The sequence below is a fragment of the Pseudomonas kilonensis genome, assembly GCF_001269885.1.
Lineage (GTDB): Bacteria > Pseudomonadota > Gammaproteobacteria > Pseudomonadales > Pseudomonadaceae > Aquipseudomonas > Aquipseudomonas kilonensis.
The window spans coordinates 36,175-54,684 of record NZ_LHVH01000022.1 but is presented as its reverse complement, the minus strand read 5'-3'; the positions used below and the strand labels follow the sequence as shown (position 1 = coordinate 54,684).

Genomic DNA, 18,510 nt, shown 5'->3' with positions numbered 1-18,510 from the left:
GCACTGGTGCGCCAACCCGGTCGAGCGGGAGCAAGCTCCCTCGCCACGGGGGAAAACATTGCATTCCTGACTATTTCATCGTCTGCCCAATGATCTGCACCAGGTCTATCTGCTTGAACGGCTTGATCAACCGAGGCAATTGCGTGGCGAAACCTTCCAGGCGTTCGGCATAACCGGTGGCCAGGATGATAGGCAGGGTCGGTTGGCGGTCGCGCAACAGTTTCGCCAACTGCGCACCGTCCATCTGCGGCATGGCCATGTCGGTGATTACCAGGTCAATGTCCGGGTTGATCTCATACAGCTCCAGTGCCTGGGCGCCCGATGGCGCGCTAAGGACCCGGTGCCCGAGGTCTTCGATGAGCAGGCGCGTGCTGGTGAGCACCAGGCTGTCATCGTCGACCACCAGCACTTTCAACTCGTCAACTGGCGGCGTTGTTTCCTGGATCGACGCTTTGCCCGGTGCCGGGTTGTCGGCCACGGGTAGCCACAACTGCGCGGTGGTACCGACACCTTTCTGGCTGCTGAGCATCAAGCGGCCACCCAGCTGCTCCGCCAGTCCATGCACCATGGACAACCCAAGGCCCGTGCCCTTGCCGACCCCCTTGGTGGTGAAGAACGGGTCCACGGCCGAGGCCAGCGTGGCTTCATCCATGCCCTCGCCTTCATCGGTAATCGCCAGGCAAATGTAGCGCCCGGGGGCCATCGGCTTGTCCGGGGCCGCATCAGACCCTTGCCGCTCATCGGCGGTAATCATGAGCTGGCCGCCATGGGGCATGGCGTCCCGGGCATTGGTCGCCAGGTTGAGAATCGCCAGTTCCAGCTGGTTGACATCGGCCAGCACCGGCGACAGTGCCTCGGCGAAACGGGTCTGGACGTGTATCGACGGGCCCAGGGAGCTTTGCAGCAGGCCGCTGATACCCTTCACCAGGGCCGACAGCTCGACCGATTCGTAGGTCAGCTTCTGCCGACGGGCAAACGCCAGCATGCGTTGGGTCAGCGAAACACCGCGCAGCGCGCCCTGGGTCGCGTTGTCCAGCAACTGAGTGAGTTTCGGCTCGTTGGGCATGCGCTTGCGCACGATCTCCAGATTGCCAAGGATGACCGTCAACAGGTTATTGAAATCATGGGCGATGCCGCCGGTGAGCTGGCCAATGGCTTGCAGTTTCTGAGATTGGAACAGTGCCTCACGGGCCTGCTCGAGGGCCTGCTGGGCCTGGGTGACATCGGTAATGTCGCGGGTGATCTTGGCAAAGCCCAACAGCATGCCAGTGTCGCTGCGGATCGCGTCAATGACGACGTGGGCCATGAAGCGCGTGCCATCCTTGCGCATGCGCCAGCCCTTCTTCTCGAAACGCCCTTCGCTGGCGGCGATGCTCAACGCGCGTTGTGGTTCGCCGGTATCGCGATCTTCAGGGGTGTAGAACATCGAGAAATGCTGGCCGATGGCTTCCGCCGGAAGATAACCCTTGATCCGCTGCGCCCCCAGGTTCCAGTTGGTGACCTGGCCTTGCGGGTCAAGCATGTAGATGGCGTAATCGGTGACGCTTTGCACCAACAGGCGGAACTGCTGCTCGCTTTGCTTGAGGGTTTCCTCGGCCATTTTGCGATCGGTCAGGTCGCGGGTGATCTTGGCGAAACCAAGCAAGGTGCCGCTCTGGCTGTCGATGATCGGATCGATCACCACATGGGACCAGAACAGCGTGCCGTCCTTGCGCACCCGCCAACCCTCGCCTTCAAAGCGCCCCTCATGCACGGCCGTGTCCAGCGCCCGTTGCGGCAGGCCCGCGGCGCGATCCTGATCGGTGTAGAAACGGGAGAAATGCTGGCCGAGGATCTCGGCTTCCTCGTAGCCCTTGAAACGCCTGGCGCCGGAGTTCCAACTGGTGATGATGCCCGATGGGTCGGTCATGTAGATGGCGTAGTCGACCACCGCGTCGATGAGCAGGCGAAAGCGCTGTTCCTCGTTCATGAGTGGGATCTTGGGGGCGTTCTCAAGCATCTGGCCGGGGCATCCGTATGGACTTTTTTCGGAGTATGGAACAAGTCTGGTGCCAGGAAAAATTATTGAGCGCTGGCAAGGTGTAAGCCGATGTCCAGCCTACTTCGTTTGTGGGAGCGGGCTTGCTCGCGAAAGCGGTGGGTCAGTCCACATTGATGCCGGATGCACCGACGCATTCGCGAGCAAGCCCGCTCCCACAGGGAAATTTGTGTGTTTCCTGAGTGACAGACCACCAGCGCGGCAACAAGTGCTGCACCCTCGCCTCGCCAAATCGGTCGTCGATCAGCATCACCACCCCGCGATCCTGCTGGGTGCGGATCACGCGACCGGCCGCCTGCACGACTTTTTGCAGGCCGGGATACAGGTACGTGTAGTCGTAGCCATCACCGAAAATCGCGGCCATGCGTTGTTTCATCTGCTCATTGACCGGGTTGAACTGCGCCAGCCCCAGGGTAGCGATGAACGCGCCGATCAGGCGTGAACCCGGCAAATCGATGCCCTCGCCGAACGCACCGCCCAGCACCGCAAAGCCAATGCCTTGGCTGTGCTCCATGAACCGCTCGAGAAACGCCTGCCGGGGGGCTTCGCCCATGCCGCGCGATTGCGTCCAGAGCGCAATTTGCGGGTACCGCTCGGCAAACAGCCCAGCCACTTGCTGCAAGTAATCGAAGCTGCTGAAAAAAGCCAGGTAATTGCCTGGGCGCTCGCGGAACTGGCGAGCCATCAACGCGGCAATCGGCTCCAGGGACGCCTGGCGATGGGCAAAACGGGTGGAAATGCGGCTGACCACCTGCACGTCCAGTTGTTCGGCCTTGAACGGCGATTCCACGTCGATCCACACCGTGTCGCCCGGCGTCCCCAACAAGTCTGCGTAGTAATGCCGAGGGCTCAGGGTCGCCGAGAACAGCACGGTGCTGCGCGCGGCGGTCAGCCTGGGCCGCAGGAACGCGGCCGGCACCACGTTGCGCAGGCACAGCGTAGACAGGCTGCGCTGGCGGCCAAGCTCGCGCTTGTGGATGTCGAACAGAAAGTGCTCGTCGAAGGTTTCCGCCACCCGGCCAAACTGCAACGCGTCGAAGTAAAACGCCTGCAATCCACTGTCCAGGCCTTGGGGGTGATCGTTGAGGTAATCGCCGATAGCCGTGGTACAGGTGGCCAGGGCCTGGAGCAGTTTTTCCGGCAGTTTTTCATAGGCCTGATAGGCCGCCACCTGGGACGTGTGCAAGGCGTTCCACTGGCGATTGACCCTATCCAGGGATTTCTTCAGTGGTTCGGGGGCGGTTTTGCGTACGCTGCTCAACGTGGCCTGGTCGAGGGTCGCGCTATACATCTGCCGCCCGCGCTCCACCAGGTTATGGGCTTCATCCACCAAGGTCGCGACAGTCCAGCCGTTGGCCTGGGCCAGGCCGAAGAGCAACGCGCTGAAGTCGAAGTAATAGTTGTAGTCGGCCACCACCACGTCGGCCCAGCGGGCCATTTCCTGGCTGAGGTAATACGGGCAGACCTCGTGGGCCAGCGCAATCTCGCGCAACGCCGCCTGGTCGAGCAAGGTGACCTGGCTCGCCGCCGCCCGGGCGTCCGGCAAACGGTCGTAGAAACCACGGGCCAGCGGGCAGGATTCGCCATGGCAGGCTTTGTCCGGGTGTTCGCAGGCCTTGTCCCGGGCGATCATTTCCAGCACCCGCAATGGCATCGACGGTGCGCTGCGGGTGATCACGCGCGCCGCATCCAGGGCCAGCTTGCGCCCCGGGGTTTTGGCCGTGAGGAAGTACACCTTGTCCAGTTGCTGCGGTGCCAGGGCCTTGAGCAGCGGGAACAGCGTACCAACGGTCTTGCCGATGCCCGTGGGCGCCTGGGCCATCAGGCAGCGGCCAGTGCTGACGGCCTTGAACACTGATTCGGCCAAGTGCCGTTGCCCCGGCCTGAAACCCGCATGGGGAAATACCAGCGATTGCGCGCCGAGGTTGCGCGCCTGTCGATGGGCCATTTCCTGTTCGGCCCAGGCCAGGAACAACGCGCATTGCGCTTCGAAGAAGGCTTGCAACTGCGCCGCTTCGAAACGTTGGGTGATGCGGGTTTCCTTTTCGCTGACGATGTCGAAATACACCAGGGCCACGTCGATGTGCGGCAACTGCAGTTTCTGGCACATCAGCCAGCCATAGATTTTCGCCTGGGCCCAATGCAGCTGGCGATGGTTGGCCGGTTGTTTGCTCAGGTCGCCGCGGTAGGTTTTCACTTCGTCAAGGCACTGGCGGGCCGGGTCGTAACCATCGGCCCGGCCTTTCACTGTCAGGGCCTGGTAATGACCTTCGAGGGCCACCTCGGCCTGATAACCCTCTCTGCGCCGCGAGGCGACGGTACGATGGCCAGCAATGCCTTCCAGGGCCGTGGGCGACGGCGTGAAGCGCAGGTCAAGATCACCCACCTTGGCGGTGAACTCACACAACGCCCGTACGGCGATGCTGTAGCTGGGTGCCGGGGTCATGCGCCCCCATCGCGAGCAAGCTCGCTCCCACAGGTGATCTGTGGTGACTCATCCCCTGTGGGAGCAAGCTCACTTACACAGGTGTTCTGTAGTGGCTCGCCCACTGTGGGAGCGAGCTCGCTCGCGATGGCTGACTCTGCCCATTGCACATAACAAACGGCAACGGGCATCTGGTGTTCATGGCAGAACTCCAGCCAGCGCAGTTGGTTGTCTTGCAGGCGATCACCGGGGCCTTTGACTTCGATCATGCGGTAGGTCTTGTGCTGCGGCCAGAACTGGATCAGGTCCGGCATGCCGGCGCGATTGGCCTTGATGTCCAGCAGCAGACGGTCAAACCAGTGCTTGAGATGCGCGGCCGGCAGGCAATCGAGGGCTTGTTCCAGCAAGGGCTCGGACAGCGCGCCCCAGAATACGAAAGGCGACTGCACACCCCATTTTTCGGCGTAGCGACGGCCGATGGTCTGCCGATAGCGGCCATCGTCCAACTCTGCCAGGCAAGCGGCGAACAGCTCGGCGCGACGGGCGTGGAAATCCTCGTTGAGCAGGTCCACCGGCCCGCGCTGGAACGGGTGGAAAAACGCGCCCGGCAACGGCGCGAAAATCGCCGGCCAGCACAGCAGGCCGAACAGCGAATTGATCAGGCTGTTCTCGACGTAATGCACTGGCGCGGTTTCGTCGTGCAGGTGGGCCTGGACGTGGTACTCCACCGATAAGGCCGGATCGACGCGCGGCAGGTGCAGCTCCAGGCGTTCCACTTCCCGGGCCATGGCCCGTGGCACTGGCGGGCCGCCCAACTTGCGCCGCAGACGGGGCACGATCCGCAGCAAGGCCTGGGTTTCGGCGGCACTTTGCGGTGCCTGCGCCGCCGCCTCGCCCAGTTCGAGGGCCAGGGTGTATTCGCCGATGCGCTCCAGTACCCGGACCATCCGCAACCGCGCGCCCGGGTAGGTGCAATCGCGATAGATGCCCAAGGCCAAGGCCAAGTCGCCGATGCGTTCGCCGTGCTGGCCGATCAGGAACAACAACTTGGCCCGGCGCCGCTCCAGCCACGGACTGTCCAGGGACAGCTCGTTGACCTGGGCGACGATCTCTTCCAGGGGCTCGCCGGCTTCGAAGCGTTGCTGGCAGTCGTGCAGGAACACGCAGGCATCGACGTCTTCGCGGCTGCGCAAGCCCCGTGACTCGGCGCTGAACTCGACGGTTTCGTAGGTGAAGATGCCCAGGTCCGCCAGGACAAACTCCGACCAATCCTGGTAAAGGTTGCCGAAGAACATCAACCGCAGCCGGTCGCACAGATTCATGATCGTCAGGCTGTACAGCCGGTCGGCAAGCTGCGGGCACCAGACATCGAACGGCTGGGGCTGGTTGAGGCGTTCGTCCAAGGCCTGGAGCCATTCGGTCTTTTTCGCCTTGGGGTGTTCGATCAGATGGCCCAGGCACAGGAGGATTTCCGGCTTGAGCAGCACCTCGAACAGCTCGACGAGCCCGATGGGGGCCTGCTCCTCGACCCACCCCAGCGCCAGCAGTGGCGCGACGGCGGCGCCGATGTCGCCAATTTCCGGGTAATGCAGCTTGCTATGACGAAACCGTAGCCCCTTGCGCATCACCATCCGCACCAGCAAGCCCTGGGCGCCACGCGGCAGCGCGGCGAAGTGCTCGATGAAGCGCTGCTCTTCAGTGCTGAGCACATCGGCATACCGCTGCGTCAACCAAGCGAGCACCTGCTGGAAGTTGTTCAGGTAGTAAAACGGATCGTCGAGAGAACGGGCTGCCACGGAAAGAAACGCCAAGGGAATCGGGATACTGGTTATGCATACAGATAACAGCTGTAAACCAGCCAGGCAACAGCAAAAGATGAACGGTCTCCTATATTTAAGGTGAAATCCTTCAGCTAGCGATGAACTTTCCTACGGCAAGCGAGACCAATGGCGGTTAGCTAATGTGATGGCGCGGTCGAATCAGTTGCTCCGTGTCCTTTTGATTGAGAGGTTATGGTTATGAACATCAGGTTTCTGGGCCTGCCCATGGTCGCCGTGGCATTTCTGGCGCTGGCTGGCTGCGCGTCGCCCACTGTAGTGACCTTGCAGAACGGTACCCAGTATTTGACCAAGGACACCCCCAATACTCGCACCGTCGATGGTTTCTACGAGTTCGAGGATATTTCCGGGAGGAAAGTCCGGGTCCGCGCCGATGATGTGGCAACCATTCGCAAGGAAGACTGACTACCAGTGATTCGCCTGCAGCACCGCCATCGCGAGCAGGCTCGCTCCCACAAAGGTTTGGTGGTGAACACAAATCCTGCATACACCTTTGAACTACTGTGGGAGCGGGCTTGCTCGCGAAGGGGCCTGTACATTCAACATCAATGCAAGCTGACCCACCGCTTTCGCGAGCAAGCCCGCTCCCACAGAGATTCGATGGTGAATACAAATACTGCATACACCCGAGTTCCACTGTGGGAGCGAGCCTGCTCGCGATAGCGATATCAGGCGAACACAATCCCCTCGCCGCCCACCTGAGCGAGTCCAACGCCCACCAGCGTCACGGAACTGTCGCCGACCTTGAGCAGCGTGTCATTGCCCACTTGTGACAGGTACTGGCTGTAGTCATCACCTGCCCCGGCGCCCGGCACGCCGAGGAACACCAGCTTGTCCCCCGCGTCGTAGCCGCTGATCCGGTCCTGGCCGAAGGTGCCGTTGAAGAGGAAGGTGTCACTGCCGCCCCCCGCTTGCATCTGGTCATTGCCCGCCCCACCGACAAAGGTGTCGTTACCCGCGCCGCCCACCAACACATCGTTGCCGTCCTGGCCGAACAGCCAGTCCCCCTTCGCCCCCGCCACCAGGGTGTCGTTGGCCGCGCTGCCCTTGATCGAGGAGGCATACGCCGTCAGGTTGGCGCCGGCCACCAGGCCATTGGCGGTGACACTGTGGCTCACCTCATCCTTGAGCAGCCCCCAGAACAACCCAGGCTCCTTACTGACCAAGGTGCCAATGTCGCGGGTGATGCTGATCACGCCATGGGCGTCGCGCATATACAGCGTTCCGGCCCCGTCGTGGGCGAAACTGAAATCCTTCACCGACTGCTGCAGTTGCAGGCTGTTGTTGCCCTGCCCACCCAATATCACGTTGTAGCCACCGCCATCGCGAAAGGTGTCATTGCCCGCGCGGCCCTCCAGGTAGTCGTTGCCCTGGCCGCCCTGGATCAGGTCATTGCTGTCGCTGCCGATGATGAACGTGCTGCCGGTGTGGGTTTCGGCATTGCGATTGAGGTCCTGCACCCAGGTATTGGCGCGCGCAGGGTCAGACAGGTTGGCGACGATGATGGTGGAGTCTTTTTCGGTGAGGTCGTAGAACGCCGACCCCATGATCCGGCCCATGCCATCGCCATAGCCGGTAGGCAGGTGGGAAATCCAGGTGGGGATGTTGAGGATGGAAAACGGCAACACGTTCCATGCCGTCGAAGCGTAGTGGTCATTGAAGCTGACGATGTTGTTGGTGGCCGATTCCTGTTGCCCATCGTGCACGCCCAGCGACGCGAGGTTGAACGTCGAGCCGTCCAGGGCGCGGAACACCGGATCGTTCTCGTAACCGATGTTCAAGACCTTGTCGGTACTGCTCTGGGTTGGCGAGGCGTAGGCGATGTAGTTGGCATCGGCGTAGAACCCCGACCATTGGCTGGCGCTCAAGTCCGCCAGGCTGTTGACCGCCAACCCGCCCAGGCTGTGGCCGCTGACCAGCACGTCGCTGCCCGTCAGGCCATGGGCCTGGGCAAACTTCGCGACGTCCCCCAGCAGGTTGCCAAAGGCTTCGCCGGCGTAGTTTTTCGCGTAGCCCTTGGGCCCCAGCGCGGCCATCAGGTCGTTGATCACGTCACCGATGGAATCGCCAATCAGGTTTTCCCGAGGCCCGCTGGTGCCGCGAAACGACACACCGATTTCCTGCAAGTGCCCCACGGCGTCGTACTTGCCGAGGATCTCGACCTGCGCGGTGGTGTAGCCGGCTTTTTCACCAAAAAATGTCCCGCGATCATCCACCTTGCCGGCGTAGCCCAGTTGCGTGGCGCTGATGGGTGTCCAGCCAGCCTTCTGCACCGCCTCCAGGGCCAGTTTTTCCGAGTCGGGGTTCCACGGCACGCCGGGAATCACCCCTTGGGAATCGGTGCTCCCCAGCACCGCGGTGACCAGGGTCGCCGGCAGCCCGGCACCGAAGCCGTTGTGCTGGTACCCGGCGGCAAAACCGTTGTCGAGGTTGTGGTAGGAATACTGCATGATCGCCATTGCGTCGCTGACCAGAGCCTTGGATTCGACGGTGCCGAGGTTCTTGTAGTCGTAGATACCCATGGTTGTTGCCCTCTTTTGTTGTTGGAATCCCCTCGCCACAACGGCATCCGCGCGGTCATTGAATACCTGCCCGGGACACAAACGCCTCATCCACCTTCGCCAGGTCCTGCGGGCCGAGGGTGCCGGCGTAGTAATGCAGCTTGGTCCAGGCCATGAGGTAGTCGTAACGGGCCTGGGCCAGGTCGCGGCGGGTGGTGTAGAGCTGTTGCTCGGCATTGAGCGCATCGAGGTTGACCCGCTCGCCGCCAAGGATGCTTTGCCGGGTCGAGACCACCAGCGCTTCGGCGGAGCTCAGGGCCTTCTGATAAGCCCGCAGTTTGTTCACCCCCGACACGCAAGCGCTGAACTGGCGGCGCAGTTCGATCAGCGTCTCGCGGGTCTTGGCATCCAGCTCGTATTCGGCCTGTTCCATATGGCGGTTGGCCTGGCGGGTCGACGCCGAGACCCCACCACCGGCGTACAGCGGCACACTGACTTCCAGGCCGATGGTGTTGGTGTCGTAGCGTTGGTTATAGGTGTTGCCACTTTCCGATTCGTTCTGGCGCATCGTTGCGTAGGCACTGACCTTGGGCAGGTGCCCGGCGCGGTTGCGCTCCACCTCGAAACGCGCCACGTCCACGGCTTGGCGCTGGGACGCCAGGTTGGGGTTATTGCTCACCGCCAGCTCGTGCCAGGTGTCGAAACTGGCCGGCTGCAAGGCAAAGGTTTGGAAGGTGTCGTGCAGCGGCGCCAGGTCGCCGATATCCAGGGCCGGAACGCCAATCAGCGAGCCCAGCTCACGCAAGGCGGCGTCCTGCTCATCGCGCGCCTCGATCTCTTCGGCGATTGCCAGTTCATAGCGCGCCTGCGCCTCGAGGATATCGGTGCGCGTCCCTTCGCCCTGGCGAAACAGATGCTCGTTCTGCTGGAACTGCTGCTCGAACGCCTTTTTCTTGGCCTGGGCAATGTCGATCTGGTCCTGGGCGAACAACGCCTGGGTGTAATGACTCAGCACCCGCACCAACAACTCCTGGCTCTTGCCACGAAAACTTTCGTCAGCGAACAACGCCTGGGCGACGCCCTTTCGATAGGCGGCGTAAGCCTCGTAGTCCAGCAGCGGTTGTTGCAGCGTCAGGCTGGAGCCGTAGCTGCTGTAGTTGCGATCGTCATGCTGGCTGGCGCCACGGTCATTGAGGTACGTGACCTTGGATTGGTTGCGGCCCTTGTTGTAGCTGTAGCCCAGGTGCGGCAACAGCCCGGCGCGGCCAATGGCGCGGTTCTCCAGGCCCGCATCGCGCGCCTTGATCGCGCCCAGGTAGACCGGGTCATTGCGCAGGGCCTGCTCGTAGAACTCGAAGGGCCCCATGGCCCAGGCGTTGTTGCACACGGAAACGGCCAGCACGGCCAGCCAATAGAAACGCTTCATCGCGTCGGACATCCTTATTCTTCGGTCAACGCAGAGCCGGCTCGGTCGAGCAGCGGTTTGAACAGGTAGTTGAGCAATGAGCGCTCGCCCGTGCGCACGAACATCTCGGCCGGCATGCCGGGCTTGATCACCAGGCCGTTGAGCTTGTCCATCGCCACGTCGCTGACGCTGCTGCGCAGGACGTAATACGGCGCGCCGGTCTTCTCATCGAGCATCTGGTCGGCAGAAATCAAGCTGACTTCCCCCGGCACCCTCGGCGTGCGGTTCTGGTTGAAGGCGGTAAACAGGATGTCCACCGGCAAATGCGGGCCGACCTTGTCGATCAGGTGCACCGGCAAATGCCCTTCCACTTCCAACCGCGTGCCCTGGGGGACGATTTCCAGCAAGGTGTCGCCCTGGCGCACCACCGCGCCCTCGGTGTGCACCCCCAGGTTGACGGCGATGCCGTCGGCGGTGGCGAGGATTTCGCTGTGTTGCAGCTCGAAGCCGGCGGATTTCAGTTGCTGTTGCAGGGTTTCACTCTTGAGCTGGGCGTCGGCCAACTGGCTACGCACTTCTTTCTGGTATTCCTCGTGATGCTGCTGCAGCTTCAGCCGCGACTCGACGATCCCCTGCTCCACCCGCCCGCTTTCGCCGCTGTTCTGCGCCAGTTCCTGCTGTACTTGCGACAGTTGGCGTTGATAGTCCAGCAGGCGGTTGCGCGGGATGTAGCCGTTGTCGGCCAAGGGTTGCAGGTTGCCCAGTTGCAGGCGCAGGGATTCGGCCTGGGCGGTCAGGTCGCTGCGGGCCCGGCGCATGCCCGCCAATTGCGCCGCGGCGCCCTCGATGCTGGCGCGCAACGCCGCCTGCTCCCGGGCGAAGGCTTCGCGGCGGCTGCTGAACAGTTGCCGCTGGCCTTCAAGCACCAGGGCCAGGCGTGGATCGGGATCGCGACTCAGCTCAGCCGGAAAACTCACCTGCAACAGGTTGTCCCGCTCGCTTTGCCAGCGCGCCAGGCTCGCCCAGGTCATTCGGTACTGCGCCTGCAGCGATTGCACATCGGCGGCGGCCTGGGTCTGGTCCAGGCGAAACAGCGGCTGGCCCTGCTTCACCGCTTCGCCTTCGCGCACCAGGATCCGGCTGACCACGCCGGCGCTCATCGATTGCACCGCCTTGCGCTTGCCTGAAACCACCACGGTGCCTTGCACGGGGATGCCTTGGTCCAGCGGCGCGAGGCTGGCCCAGGTGAAAAAACTGCCCGCGCCAATGAGCGCCAATGCCCAGCCCATGCGGGTGAAGAAACGGGCATCGCGCTCCGGCTGCTCAACGTCCTGAGAATGTTCGAGATTCATGTCGCGCTCCTTGCTCATGCACCGGCGGGTTTGCTGGCGACCTGGTACTGGCGACTCATGCTCAGTCCGTTGGGGGCCGCCTGGGGACTGTTCGGCGGTGAGCTGCGCGGCGCGTTGTCCTGTGAGCCCGACTGGCCGGACAGCGCCCGCAGCACTTGCTGGCTTGGGCCGAAGGCTTGTAGCCGGCCTTCGTCGAGCACCAGTAACTTGTCGGCCTGGGCCAGTGCCGAGGAGCGATGGGTGACCAGCACGACACTGCTGCCCTGGGCCTTCATCTGCGCGATGGCACTGGCGAGCGCCGCTTCGCCAACCGTGTCGAGGTTGGAGTTGGGTTCGTCGAGCACCACCAGGCTCGGCCGGTCGTACATCGCCCGGGCCAGCGCAACCCGTTGTTTCTGCCCGCCGGACAAACCACCGCCGTCCTCCCCCAGCACCGTGTCATAGCCTTGGGGCAGGCGCAGGATCAGCTCATGGACCCCGGCCTGCTGCGCGGCGGCGACGACTTTTTGCGGATCGGCTTGGCGAAACCGGGCGATGTTCTCGGCAATGCTGCCGCTGAACAGCTCGATGTCCTGGGGCAGATAACCAACGTGCGGGCCAAGTTGCTCGCGATTCCAGCGATGAATGTCGGCCCCGTCGAGGCGCACCGTACCCGCGAGGGTCGGCCACACCCCCACCAGGACTCGGGCCAGGGTCGACTTGCCGGAACCGGAAGCCCCCAGCACACCGAGCACTTCCCCGGCAGCCAAGCTGAAGCTGACCTGCTGCAGCGTCGCGCTGCGTTGCCCTGGTGGTCCCGCGCTCACTTGTTCGAAGCTCACCTGGCCCTTGGGCGCTGGCAGCGTCATGCCGTCATCCTGGGGCGCAAACGCCTGCAACAGCGCGTCGAGACGCCGGTAAGCCAGCTTGGCGCCGCTCCATTGCTTCCACACGGCGATCAACTGGTCGATGGGGCTCAATACCCGTCCCATCAGGATCGAGCCGGCAATCATCATCCCGGCGGTCATGTCGCCCTTGATCACCAGCAGTGCGCCCAAGCCCAGCACCAGCGATTGCAGGCACAGGCGCAGGGTCTTGCTCAGGGAGCTGATGACCGCGCCGGTGTCGCTGGCCTGGTTCTGCAAGCCGAGAAACCGCGAGTGCACGGCAAACCAGCGGCTGCGCAGCGCGCCGAGCATGCCCATGGCCTGGATCGTCTCGGCGTTGTGCAAATGGCTGGTAGCCAGTTGGCTGGACTGTTGCGAGTAGACGCTGGCCTGCCCCAAGGCTTTTTTGGTCATGGCCTCGTTCAGGCAGGCCAGGCCGATCAGCAGCAGCGTGCCGACGGAGGCAAACACGCCGAGCCACACGTTGAACAGGTAGATCACCAGCAGATAGATGGGAAACCACGGCGCGTCGAAGAAAGCGAACAGCGCCGGCCCGGTGAGGAATTGGCGAATATGCGTGAGGTCGCCCAGGGATTGCCCGGCGTTGCCTTCTCCCTGGCGCAGGTTGCGCTCGAACGCGGCCTGGTACACCTGGAGATTGAAGCGTCTCTCCAACTGGCTGCCGATGCGGATGACCACGAAGCTGCGGACCATTTCCAGCAGCCCGATGAATACGAAGAAACCGACGACCATCAATGACAACATCGCCAGCGTGGTTTCGTTTTGGGATGACAACCCGCGGTCATACACTTGGAGCATGTATATCGAAGGCGCAAGCATCAAGACGTTAATCAACGCAGTAAAACAACCGACACTGATCAGAATGTTTTTATAAGCGCCCAGCGCTTTAAACAGCGGCACGGCGACAGCGCCCCGGCTCTTAGTCATGACTCTTCCTGCTGTTGGCTTCGCCGGATATACGGCTGTTATGCACTACCAATCTTTAATTATTAAATCGGCCCCGGCCGATGCGCACGCCTGATTGAACATACGCGCCTTGTTCCGGAACAAATGTAATAATTTGTTAATGCTCGATCGGGCGCTCAAGCCTGAGTATTAGGCCGGACTTCAAAGTGACTTGATAATGATGTTCTTGGCGCATCCCCAGATGCACTCTAGAGTTCTGCCTGCCAATGAGGGAAAGACCATCGGGTTCGGTAAACCAATGGACCGGTTCATCCCCCAGCCAGCGACCCAGGCATTCGGTCTGCCCACCGAGGGTCTGGTCCGCCTTGAGCTCGACAAGGCAAGTGTTGGACGGTTTGTCCTGCATCGCCTGGCTTTGCGCGGTGTCCTGCGGGCTCGACAAAACGGCCAGCCACTGACCGGCCAACTGCGAGGGTTCTGCTAACAACAGGCTGCGCGCCATGGCGACTTCTCCACAAAACATCATCAGTGTAGCGAGCAACCCGGCGGTTGCCTGAGCGCTACGGGGCATGAATTTCCTACGCATTTTTTCCATCCTGGCCGGGGTCCTGTAGGAGCTGTCGAGCAACGCGAGGCTGCGATCTTTTCGCTTGAGACTCAGGTGCCTGGGGAAAGATCGCAGCCTCGCTCCGCTCGACAGCTCCTACAGGGTTTAGCATCAGGCCACGATATCCGAGACCGCTGCCTGGCCAACGGTGCTGACCAGGAAGTCAGCCACGCCGTGCCCGGAGAAGTCCACCGACAGCAGGCTGTTGCCACCCGATGTCGACAACACCGCATCGCCCGCCGCACCGGTGAACGCACTCACGAAGTGCAGGCCCGCGCCCTTGGTGATACCGGTCAGGTCGATCTTGTCCAGGCCGCTGACGAAATCGAGAATCTGGTCCGTCGCCCCCGGCCGCGAATCGGAACTGGCGGCAAAAACAAAGGTGTCCGAACCCGAGCCACCCCAGAGCTTGTCTGCGCCACCAGCGCCCCAAAGGATGTCGTTGCCCGCGCCGCCCTTGAGTTCGTTGGCCACCGTGTTGCCAATCAGCAAGTCGCTGCCCGAACCGCCGATGGCGTTTTCGATGACGGCACCCTGGGCGATGGACACGTTGCCCACCATGCCGCCAACATCGGAGAACGAGGCGTCATTGAGGTTGATTTTCTGGCTCTGGGTAAAACCGGAGAAATCCAGGGTATCGCGCCCGCCCGCGTCCCATACCGAAAACACCACTTTGTCCGACGACGAAGACGCACTGAGAAAATCACGACCGGTGTTGGAGTTGAAACCGTAGGTCGAATCGCCGGTACGGGTCGTGGTGTTGGCACCGTAGAGCTTCTGGATGGCCGCGATGTCATCCATCAGCGGACCGGAGGCGTAGGCTTCGACGCCGCCCTTGCTGAAGTTCTGGTCGGTATTGCTTTCGCTCCAGTAGCTCATGAGGCTGTAGCCACGGGTGTCCTGGCCATACGTGGCGTCATCGTAGGTCGGGCTGCCTTCGCCAGCGTTGTAGTCACCCGGGTGGGCCAGGCCGAGGGTGTGACCGATTTCGTGGGTCAGGGTCTGGCGGCCGTAGTTGTTCAGGTCCGGGGTCTTGTTCTGGGTGTAGCTGCTGTTGATCAGGTACCAGGAGGTCCCGTCATAGCCGGCACCCGTCCCCGGCAGATAAGCGAACGCCGCCGCGCCATCCTGGCCGCCGCTGTAGTTGCCGAAGGTCATGTGACCGTCGCCGCCGCTGGCTTTTTCGGTGAAGGTGACATTGGCCACGTCCGCCCAGGATTGCATGGCCAGGGCTGCCTGGCCTTTCTGCTGCGCACTGAACTGGCTGAAGCCGCTGATCCCATGCTTGTTCATGGTGCTGGAAGAGGCGGACGTCAGGAAGGTATAGGTCAGCTCGATCTTGCCGCTGCCGTCCCGGTCCTGGTAAGCCGCGCCGTCGCGCAGCAACTGAGTGGCCGCCTCGTCGACGGAGTACGACGGTTTGCCGTTGACGGTCAGGTTGCCGCCCCGGTCGTATTGGTGGCTGAAACTATTGATCTGGTTGAACGCATTACTGGGAGCCGCCAATGATTGCGGCGCCCAGAGGAGTTGTTCGGCAGAATCGATAGCGCTGCTTTTGACTTTCGACATAAACACACTTCCTTGTTTGCAAATGGAATAGAGTTAGTCAGACAGACAATCTCTGGCGAGATCGTCCTATCACTCGCCCAATGAGGACGCAAGAAACCTGACACAATTGGAAATCAAACGTCTAGCAATTTTTTTCGTTCAATTTCACGGTTTCTCCATAACACCAACAAACAATAGGTTTCTGCCTCGTTAGTGCGCGCATTCAACTGCCTGAGTTAAGGATTGTCAGACAAAATTCTATTTAAATATTAAATATCGATAACTAGCAATTTGTGCAACGCGTCGCACTTTCTCCAACTAAGTGCCAGCGAAATGCTATTAATCAATATCTACTAAACCTCTACTGTTTTACGTGCACACACTTCCCGCAGACAGCCTCGAAGCCAGCGATGCACAGGGTCGGCGTCCATCCGCGGATGCCAGAGCATGGCGATCGTGAACCCAGGTACTGGAAACGGCAGCGCAAAACTGTGCAGGCCGACCCGCAGGCTCGCGGTGTAGCGTTCGGGCACGCTGGCAATCAGGTCGCTGGCGCGGGCCAAGCCCAGCGCCGAGGAAAAGCCTGGCACGCTGGTGACGATTTCCCGGGACAGATTCAGAGCCGCCAGGGCCTGGTCGATGAGGCCATGATCCAGGCCGCGCATCGACACACCGACATGCCCACCTGCGGCATAACCGGCGGCGCTCACTGTTGCCTGGCTCAGCGGGTGTCCCGCGCGCACTACGCCGATCAAACGGTCGCTGAACAACGCCTGGGTTCGCAGTTCCGGGCTGGTGTCCTTGTCCACAACGGCGGTCTCCAGGTCCACGGTGCCTTCGCGAAGCACCGTGCTGTCGCGGTCGGTCTTTTCCACGAAACGCAGGCGCACGCCGGGCGCTTGCTCGTGGATGCGGGTGATCAGGTCGATGGCAAAGTTCTCCACGAACCCTTCGCGGGTGCGCAACGTGAAAGTTCGGCTCAAGCGGCCAAGATCCGGGGTCGTCACTGGCCGCAGCACCGCCTGGGCCTGCTGCACCAGGTGGCTGACCTGTTCGCGCAACTCCAGCGCACGGGGCGTCGCCACCAGCCCTCGCCCGGCCCGAACCAACAGCGGGTCACCGGTGGTTTCACGCAACCGCGCCAGTGCCCGGCTCATGGCCGACGGGCTGAGCTGCAAGCGCCGGGCGGCCCGAGCCACGCTGCCTTCCGAGAGCAGCACATCAAGGGTGACGAGCAGATTGAGGTCAGGCGAAGACATGGCGGTATCTCGAATTGAACAGATGGCGTTTGTTGCAGCTATAACCTGCAACTGCTGCGTCTTCCGCCATGTTATGCCCGGGCGTAACGTTCTGACAGCTCCGTTTCGAGCGCCATGGATACAGGTGACACGATGAGACCCGTCAACACGCAACAAAACCGGTCGGCAACCGCGCCCGCACACCGGCTCCTTTCACCTCGCTGGGCCTTGGCCAGCCTTGCGCTCTCGACGCTGCTCGCCTCCCTTGGCGCCAGTGTGGCCGCGGTGGCACTGCCGACGCTGGCCGAGGCGCTCGGCGCCTCTTTCCAGCAGGTCCAATGGGTGGTGCTGGCCTATCTGCTGGCAATCACCACACTGATTGTCAGTGTCGGCCGTTTGGGAGACCTGATGGGCCGGCGCAAGTTGCTATTGACCGGTATCGCCCTGTTCACCTTGGCATCGGCGGTATGCGGCCTGGCGCCCTCGCTTTGGCTGCTGGTCGCCGGGCGGGCGCTGCAAGGCCTGGGGGCGGCCATCATGATGACGTTGACCCTGGCACTGGTCGGCGAAACGGTCGCCCAGGAAAAAACCGGCAGCGCCATGGGGCTGCTGGCAACGCTGTCGGCGGTGGGCACGGCCCTTGGACCGTCCTTTGGCGGCCTGTTGATCAGCGGGTTCGGTTGGCCGGCCTTGTTCCTGGTCAACATCCCCCTCGGCCTGCTGACGCTAGGGCTGGCGTGGTATTCGCTACCGGTGCGTGAAGTCCCGCCGAAGCCCGAAGGCACCCGCTTCGATGTAACCGGTACATTGCTGTTGGCAATGACGCTCGCCGCCTATGCCTTGGCCATGACCTCCGGGCGCGGGAGCTTTGGCGGATTGAATAGTGCACTGCTGCTGATCGCGCTCGTGGGCGGCGGACTGTTCATTCGGGCCCAGTCCCGGGCCGTATCGCCGTTGATTCCCTTGACAGTGTTTCGCGACAAATCATGGGTATCAGGCCTGGCGACGAACGCCCTGGTCGCGACGGTCATGATGGCGACGCTGCTGGTCGGGCCTTTTTACTTGTCCATCACCCTCGGACTGCCGGCGGCCTTCGTGGGGCTGGTGCTGGCCGCTGGCCCATCTGTCGCGGCGTTGGCCGGAGTGCCTGCCGGACGCCTGACGGATCGCTTCGGCGTGCAGCCCATGCGGCTCGCCGGCCTGGCGACCATGGTCATCGGCTGCCTGATGCTGTCACTGGTTCCCCCAGCCCTTGGCACCGTCGGCTACCTCGCAGCTATCGTGGTGACGACCCTCGGCTACGCGTTCTTCCAGACGGCCAACAACACGGCTGTCATGGCCGATGTGGCTGTCCAGAGGCGTGGCGTCATCGCCGGGCTGCTCAACCTGTCGCGTAACCTGGGTTTTTTCACCGGAGCCTCCGTGCTCGGCGCGGTGTTTGCAGCCGCGGCGGCGACGAATGACATCACCCGCGCCAGCCCCGAGGCGGTGACGAACGGCCTGCACACGACCTTCGCCGTCGCCCTGGCGATGGTGACCCTGGCCCTGCTCATCGCCTGGAAAAGCCGCGGGCCAGAGCCCTTGCCCAAGCCTCGGGACAACCCCAGCCAAGCGTGATGGCATTCTGGGCATTACCGCTTAAGTCGTGATCCAGATCAAAAAAAGTGAACCAATCGCAAAACGGACTGAAAAAATCCACATGTGCTTCATTTTCAGGTGCTATTTTTAGTTCTCACTGGTAGAGCCATGATGGCTCTTCCTTCCT

The 18,510-nt window shown here is 62.2% G+C and carries 12 protein-coding genes; 2 read left to right on the top strand and 10 right to left on the bottom strand.

Annotated elements, in window-relative coordinates; all coding sequences use genetic code 11:
- Window positions 1-70: 70 nt before the first annotated feature.
- The 3 genes from AD662_RS14620 to AD662_RS14610 form a co-directional block, all read right to left on the bottom strand.
- Window positions 71-1,999, bottom strand: coding sequence for a hybrid sensor histidine kinase/response regulator (locus AD662_RS14620; protein ID WP_053188258.1), 1,929 nt, complete (start codon window positions 1,997-1,999; stop codon window positions 71-73).
- Between the two features lie 142 nt (window positions 2,000-2,141).
- Window positions 2,142-4,484 (bottom strand): ATP-dependent DNA helicase, encoded by a 2,343-nt coding sequence (locus tag AD662_RS14615; RefSeq protein ID WP_053188255.1) that lies wholly within the window; start codon window positions 4,482-4,484, stop codon window positions 2,142-2,144.
- A complete protein-coding gene (locus AD662_RS14610; RefSeq protein ID WP_053188254.1) occupies window positions 4,481-6,259 on the bottom strand; it encodes a VRR-NUC domain-containing protein in 1,779 nt (592 codons plus the stop codon). Before AD662_RS14610 ends, AD662_RS14615 begins: the two co-directional genes overlap by 4 nt.
- A gap of 222 nt (window positions 6,260-6,481) precedes the next feature.
- Between AD662_RS14610 and AD662_RS14605 the strand changes: the two genes are divergently transcribed.
- Window positions 6,482-6,706: a YgdI/YgdR family lipoprotein gene (locus AD662_RS14605; RefSeq protein WP_014338391.1), complete on the top strand. Its 225-nt coding sequence runs from the start codon at window positions 6,482-6,484 to the stop codon at window positions 6,704-6,706.
- 263 nt (window positions 6,707-6,969) lie between these two features.
- Here the strand turns inward: AD662_RS14605 and AD662_RS14600 are convergent, their stop codons facing one another.
- The 7 genes from AD662_RS14600 to AD662_RS14570 all read right to left on the bottom strand — a co-directional run bounded on the left by AD662_RS14600 (window position 6,970) and on the right by AD662_RS14570 (window position 16,766).
- The gene (locus tag AD662_RS14600) at window positions 6,970-8,823 is read right to left on the bottom strand and encodes a polyurethane esterase (protein WP_053188251.1); all 1,854 of its coding nucleotides are present in this window, start codon (window positions 8,821-8,823) and stop codon (window positions 6,970-6,972) included.
- A gap of 55 nt (window positions 8,824-8,878) precedes the next feature.
- Window positions 8,879-10,228: a TolC family outer membrane protein gene (locus AD662_RS14595; RefSeq protein WP_053188632.1), complete on the bottom strand. Its 1,350-nt coding sequence runs from the start codon at window positions 10,226-10,228 to the stop codon at window positions 8,879-8,881.
- A gap of 14 nt (window positions 10,229-10,242) precedes the next feature.
- On the bottom strand, window positions 10,243-11,577 hold the full coding sequence (locus tag AD662_RS14590) for an HlyD family type I secretion periplasmic adaptor subunit (RefSeq protein ID WP_033062424.1): 1,335 nt from the start codon (window positions 11,575-11,577) through the stop codon (window positions 10,243-10,245).
- The gene (locus AD662_RS14585) at window positions 11,574-13,373 is read right to left on the bottom strand and encodes a type I secretion system permease/ATPase (RefSeq protein WP_053188248.1); all 1,800 of its coding nucleotides are present in this window, start codon (window positions 13,371-13,373) and stop codon (window positions 11,574-11,576) included. The genes AD662_RS14590 and AD662_RS14585 overlap by 4 nt, the downstream gene beginning before the upstream one ends.
- A 136-nt stretch (window positions 13,374-13,509) precedes the next feature.
- Window positions 13,510-13,947, bottom strand: coding sequence for an AprI/Inh family metalloprotease inhibitor (locus AD662_RS14580; RefSeq protein WP_408003939.1), 438 nt, complete (start codon window positions 13,945-13,947; stop codon window positions 13,510-13,512).
- A 123-nt stretch (window positions 13,948-14,070) separates the two neighbouring features.
- Window positions 14,071-15,528, bottom strand: a complete 1,458-nt coding sequence (locus AD662_RS14575) for a serralysin family metalloprotease (protein WP_053188245.1) — start codon at window positions 15,526-15,528, stop codon at window positions 14,071-14,073.
- Window positions 15,529-15,860: 332 nt separating this feature from the next.
- Complete coding sequence (locus AD662_RS14570; protein WP_053188242.1) at window positions 15,861-16,766, bottom strand: LysR family transcriptional regulator; 906 nt, start codon at window positions 16,764-16,766, stop codon at window positions 15,861-15,863.
- A gap of 132 nt (window positions 16,767-16,898) precedes the next feature.
- Between AD662_RS14570 and AD662_RS14565 the strand changes: the two genes are divergently transcribed.
- Window positions 16,899-18,362: an MFS transporter gene (locus AD662_RS14565; protein ID WP_053188239.1), complete on the top strand. Its 1,464-nt coding sequence runs from the start codon at window positions 16,899-16,901 to the stop codon at window positions 18,360-18,362.
- The last annotated feature ends 148 nt before the right edge of the window (window positions 18,363-18,510 follow it).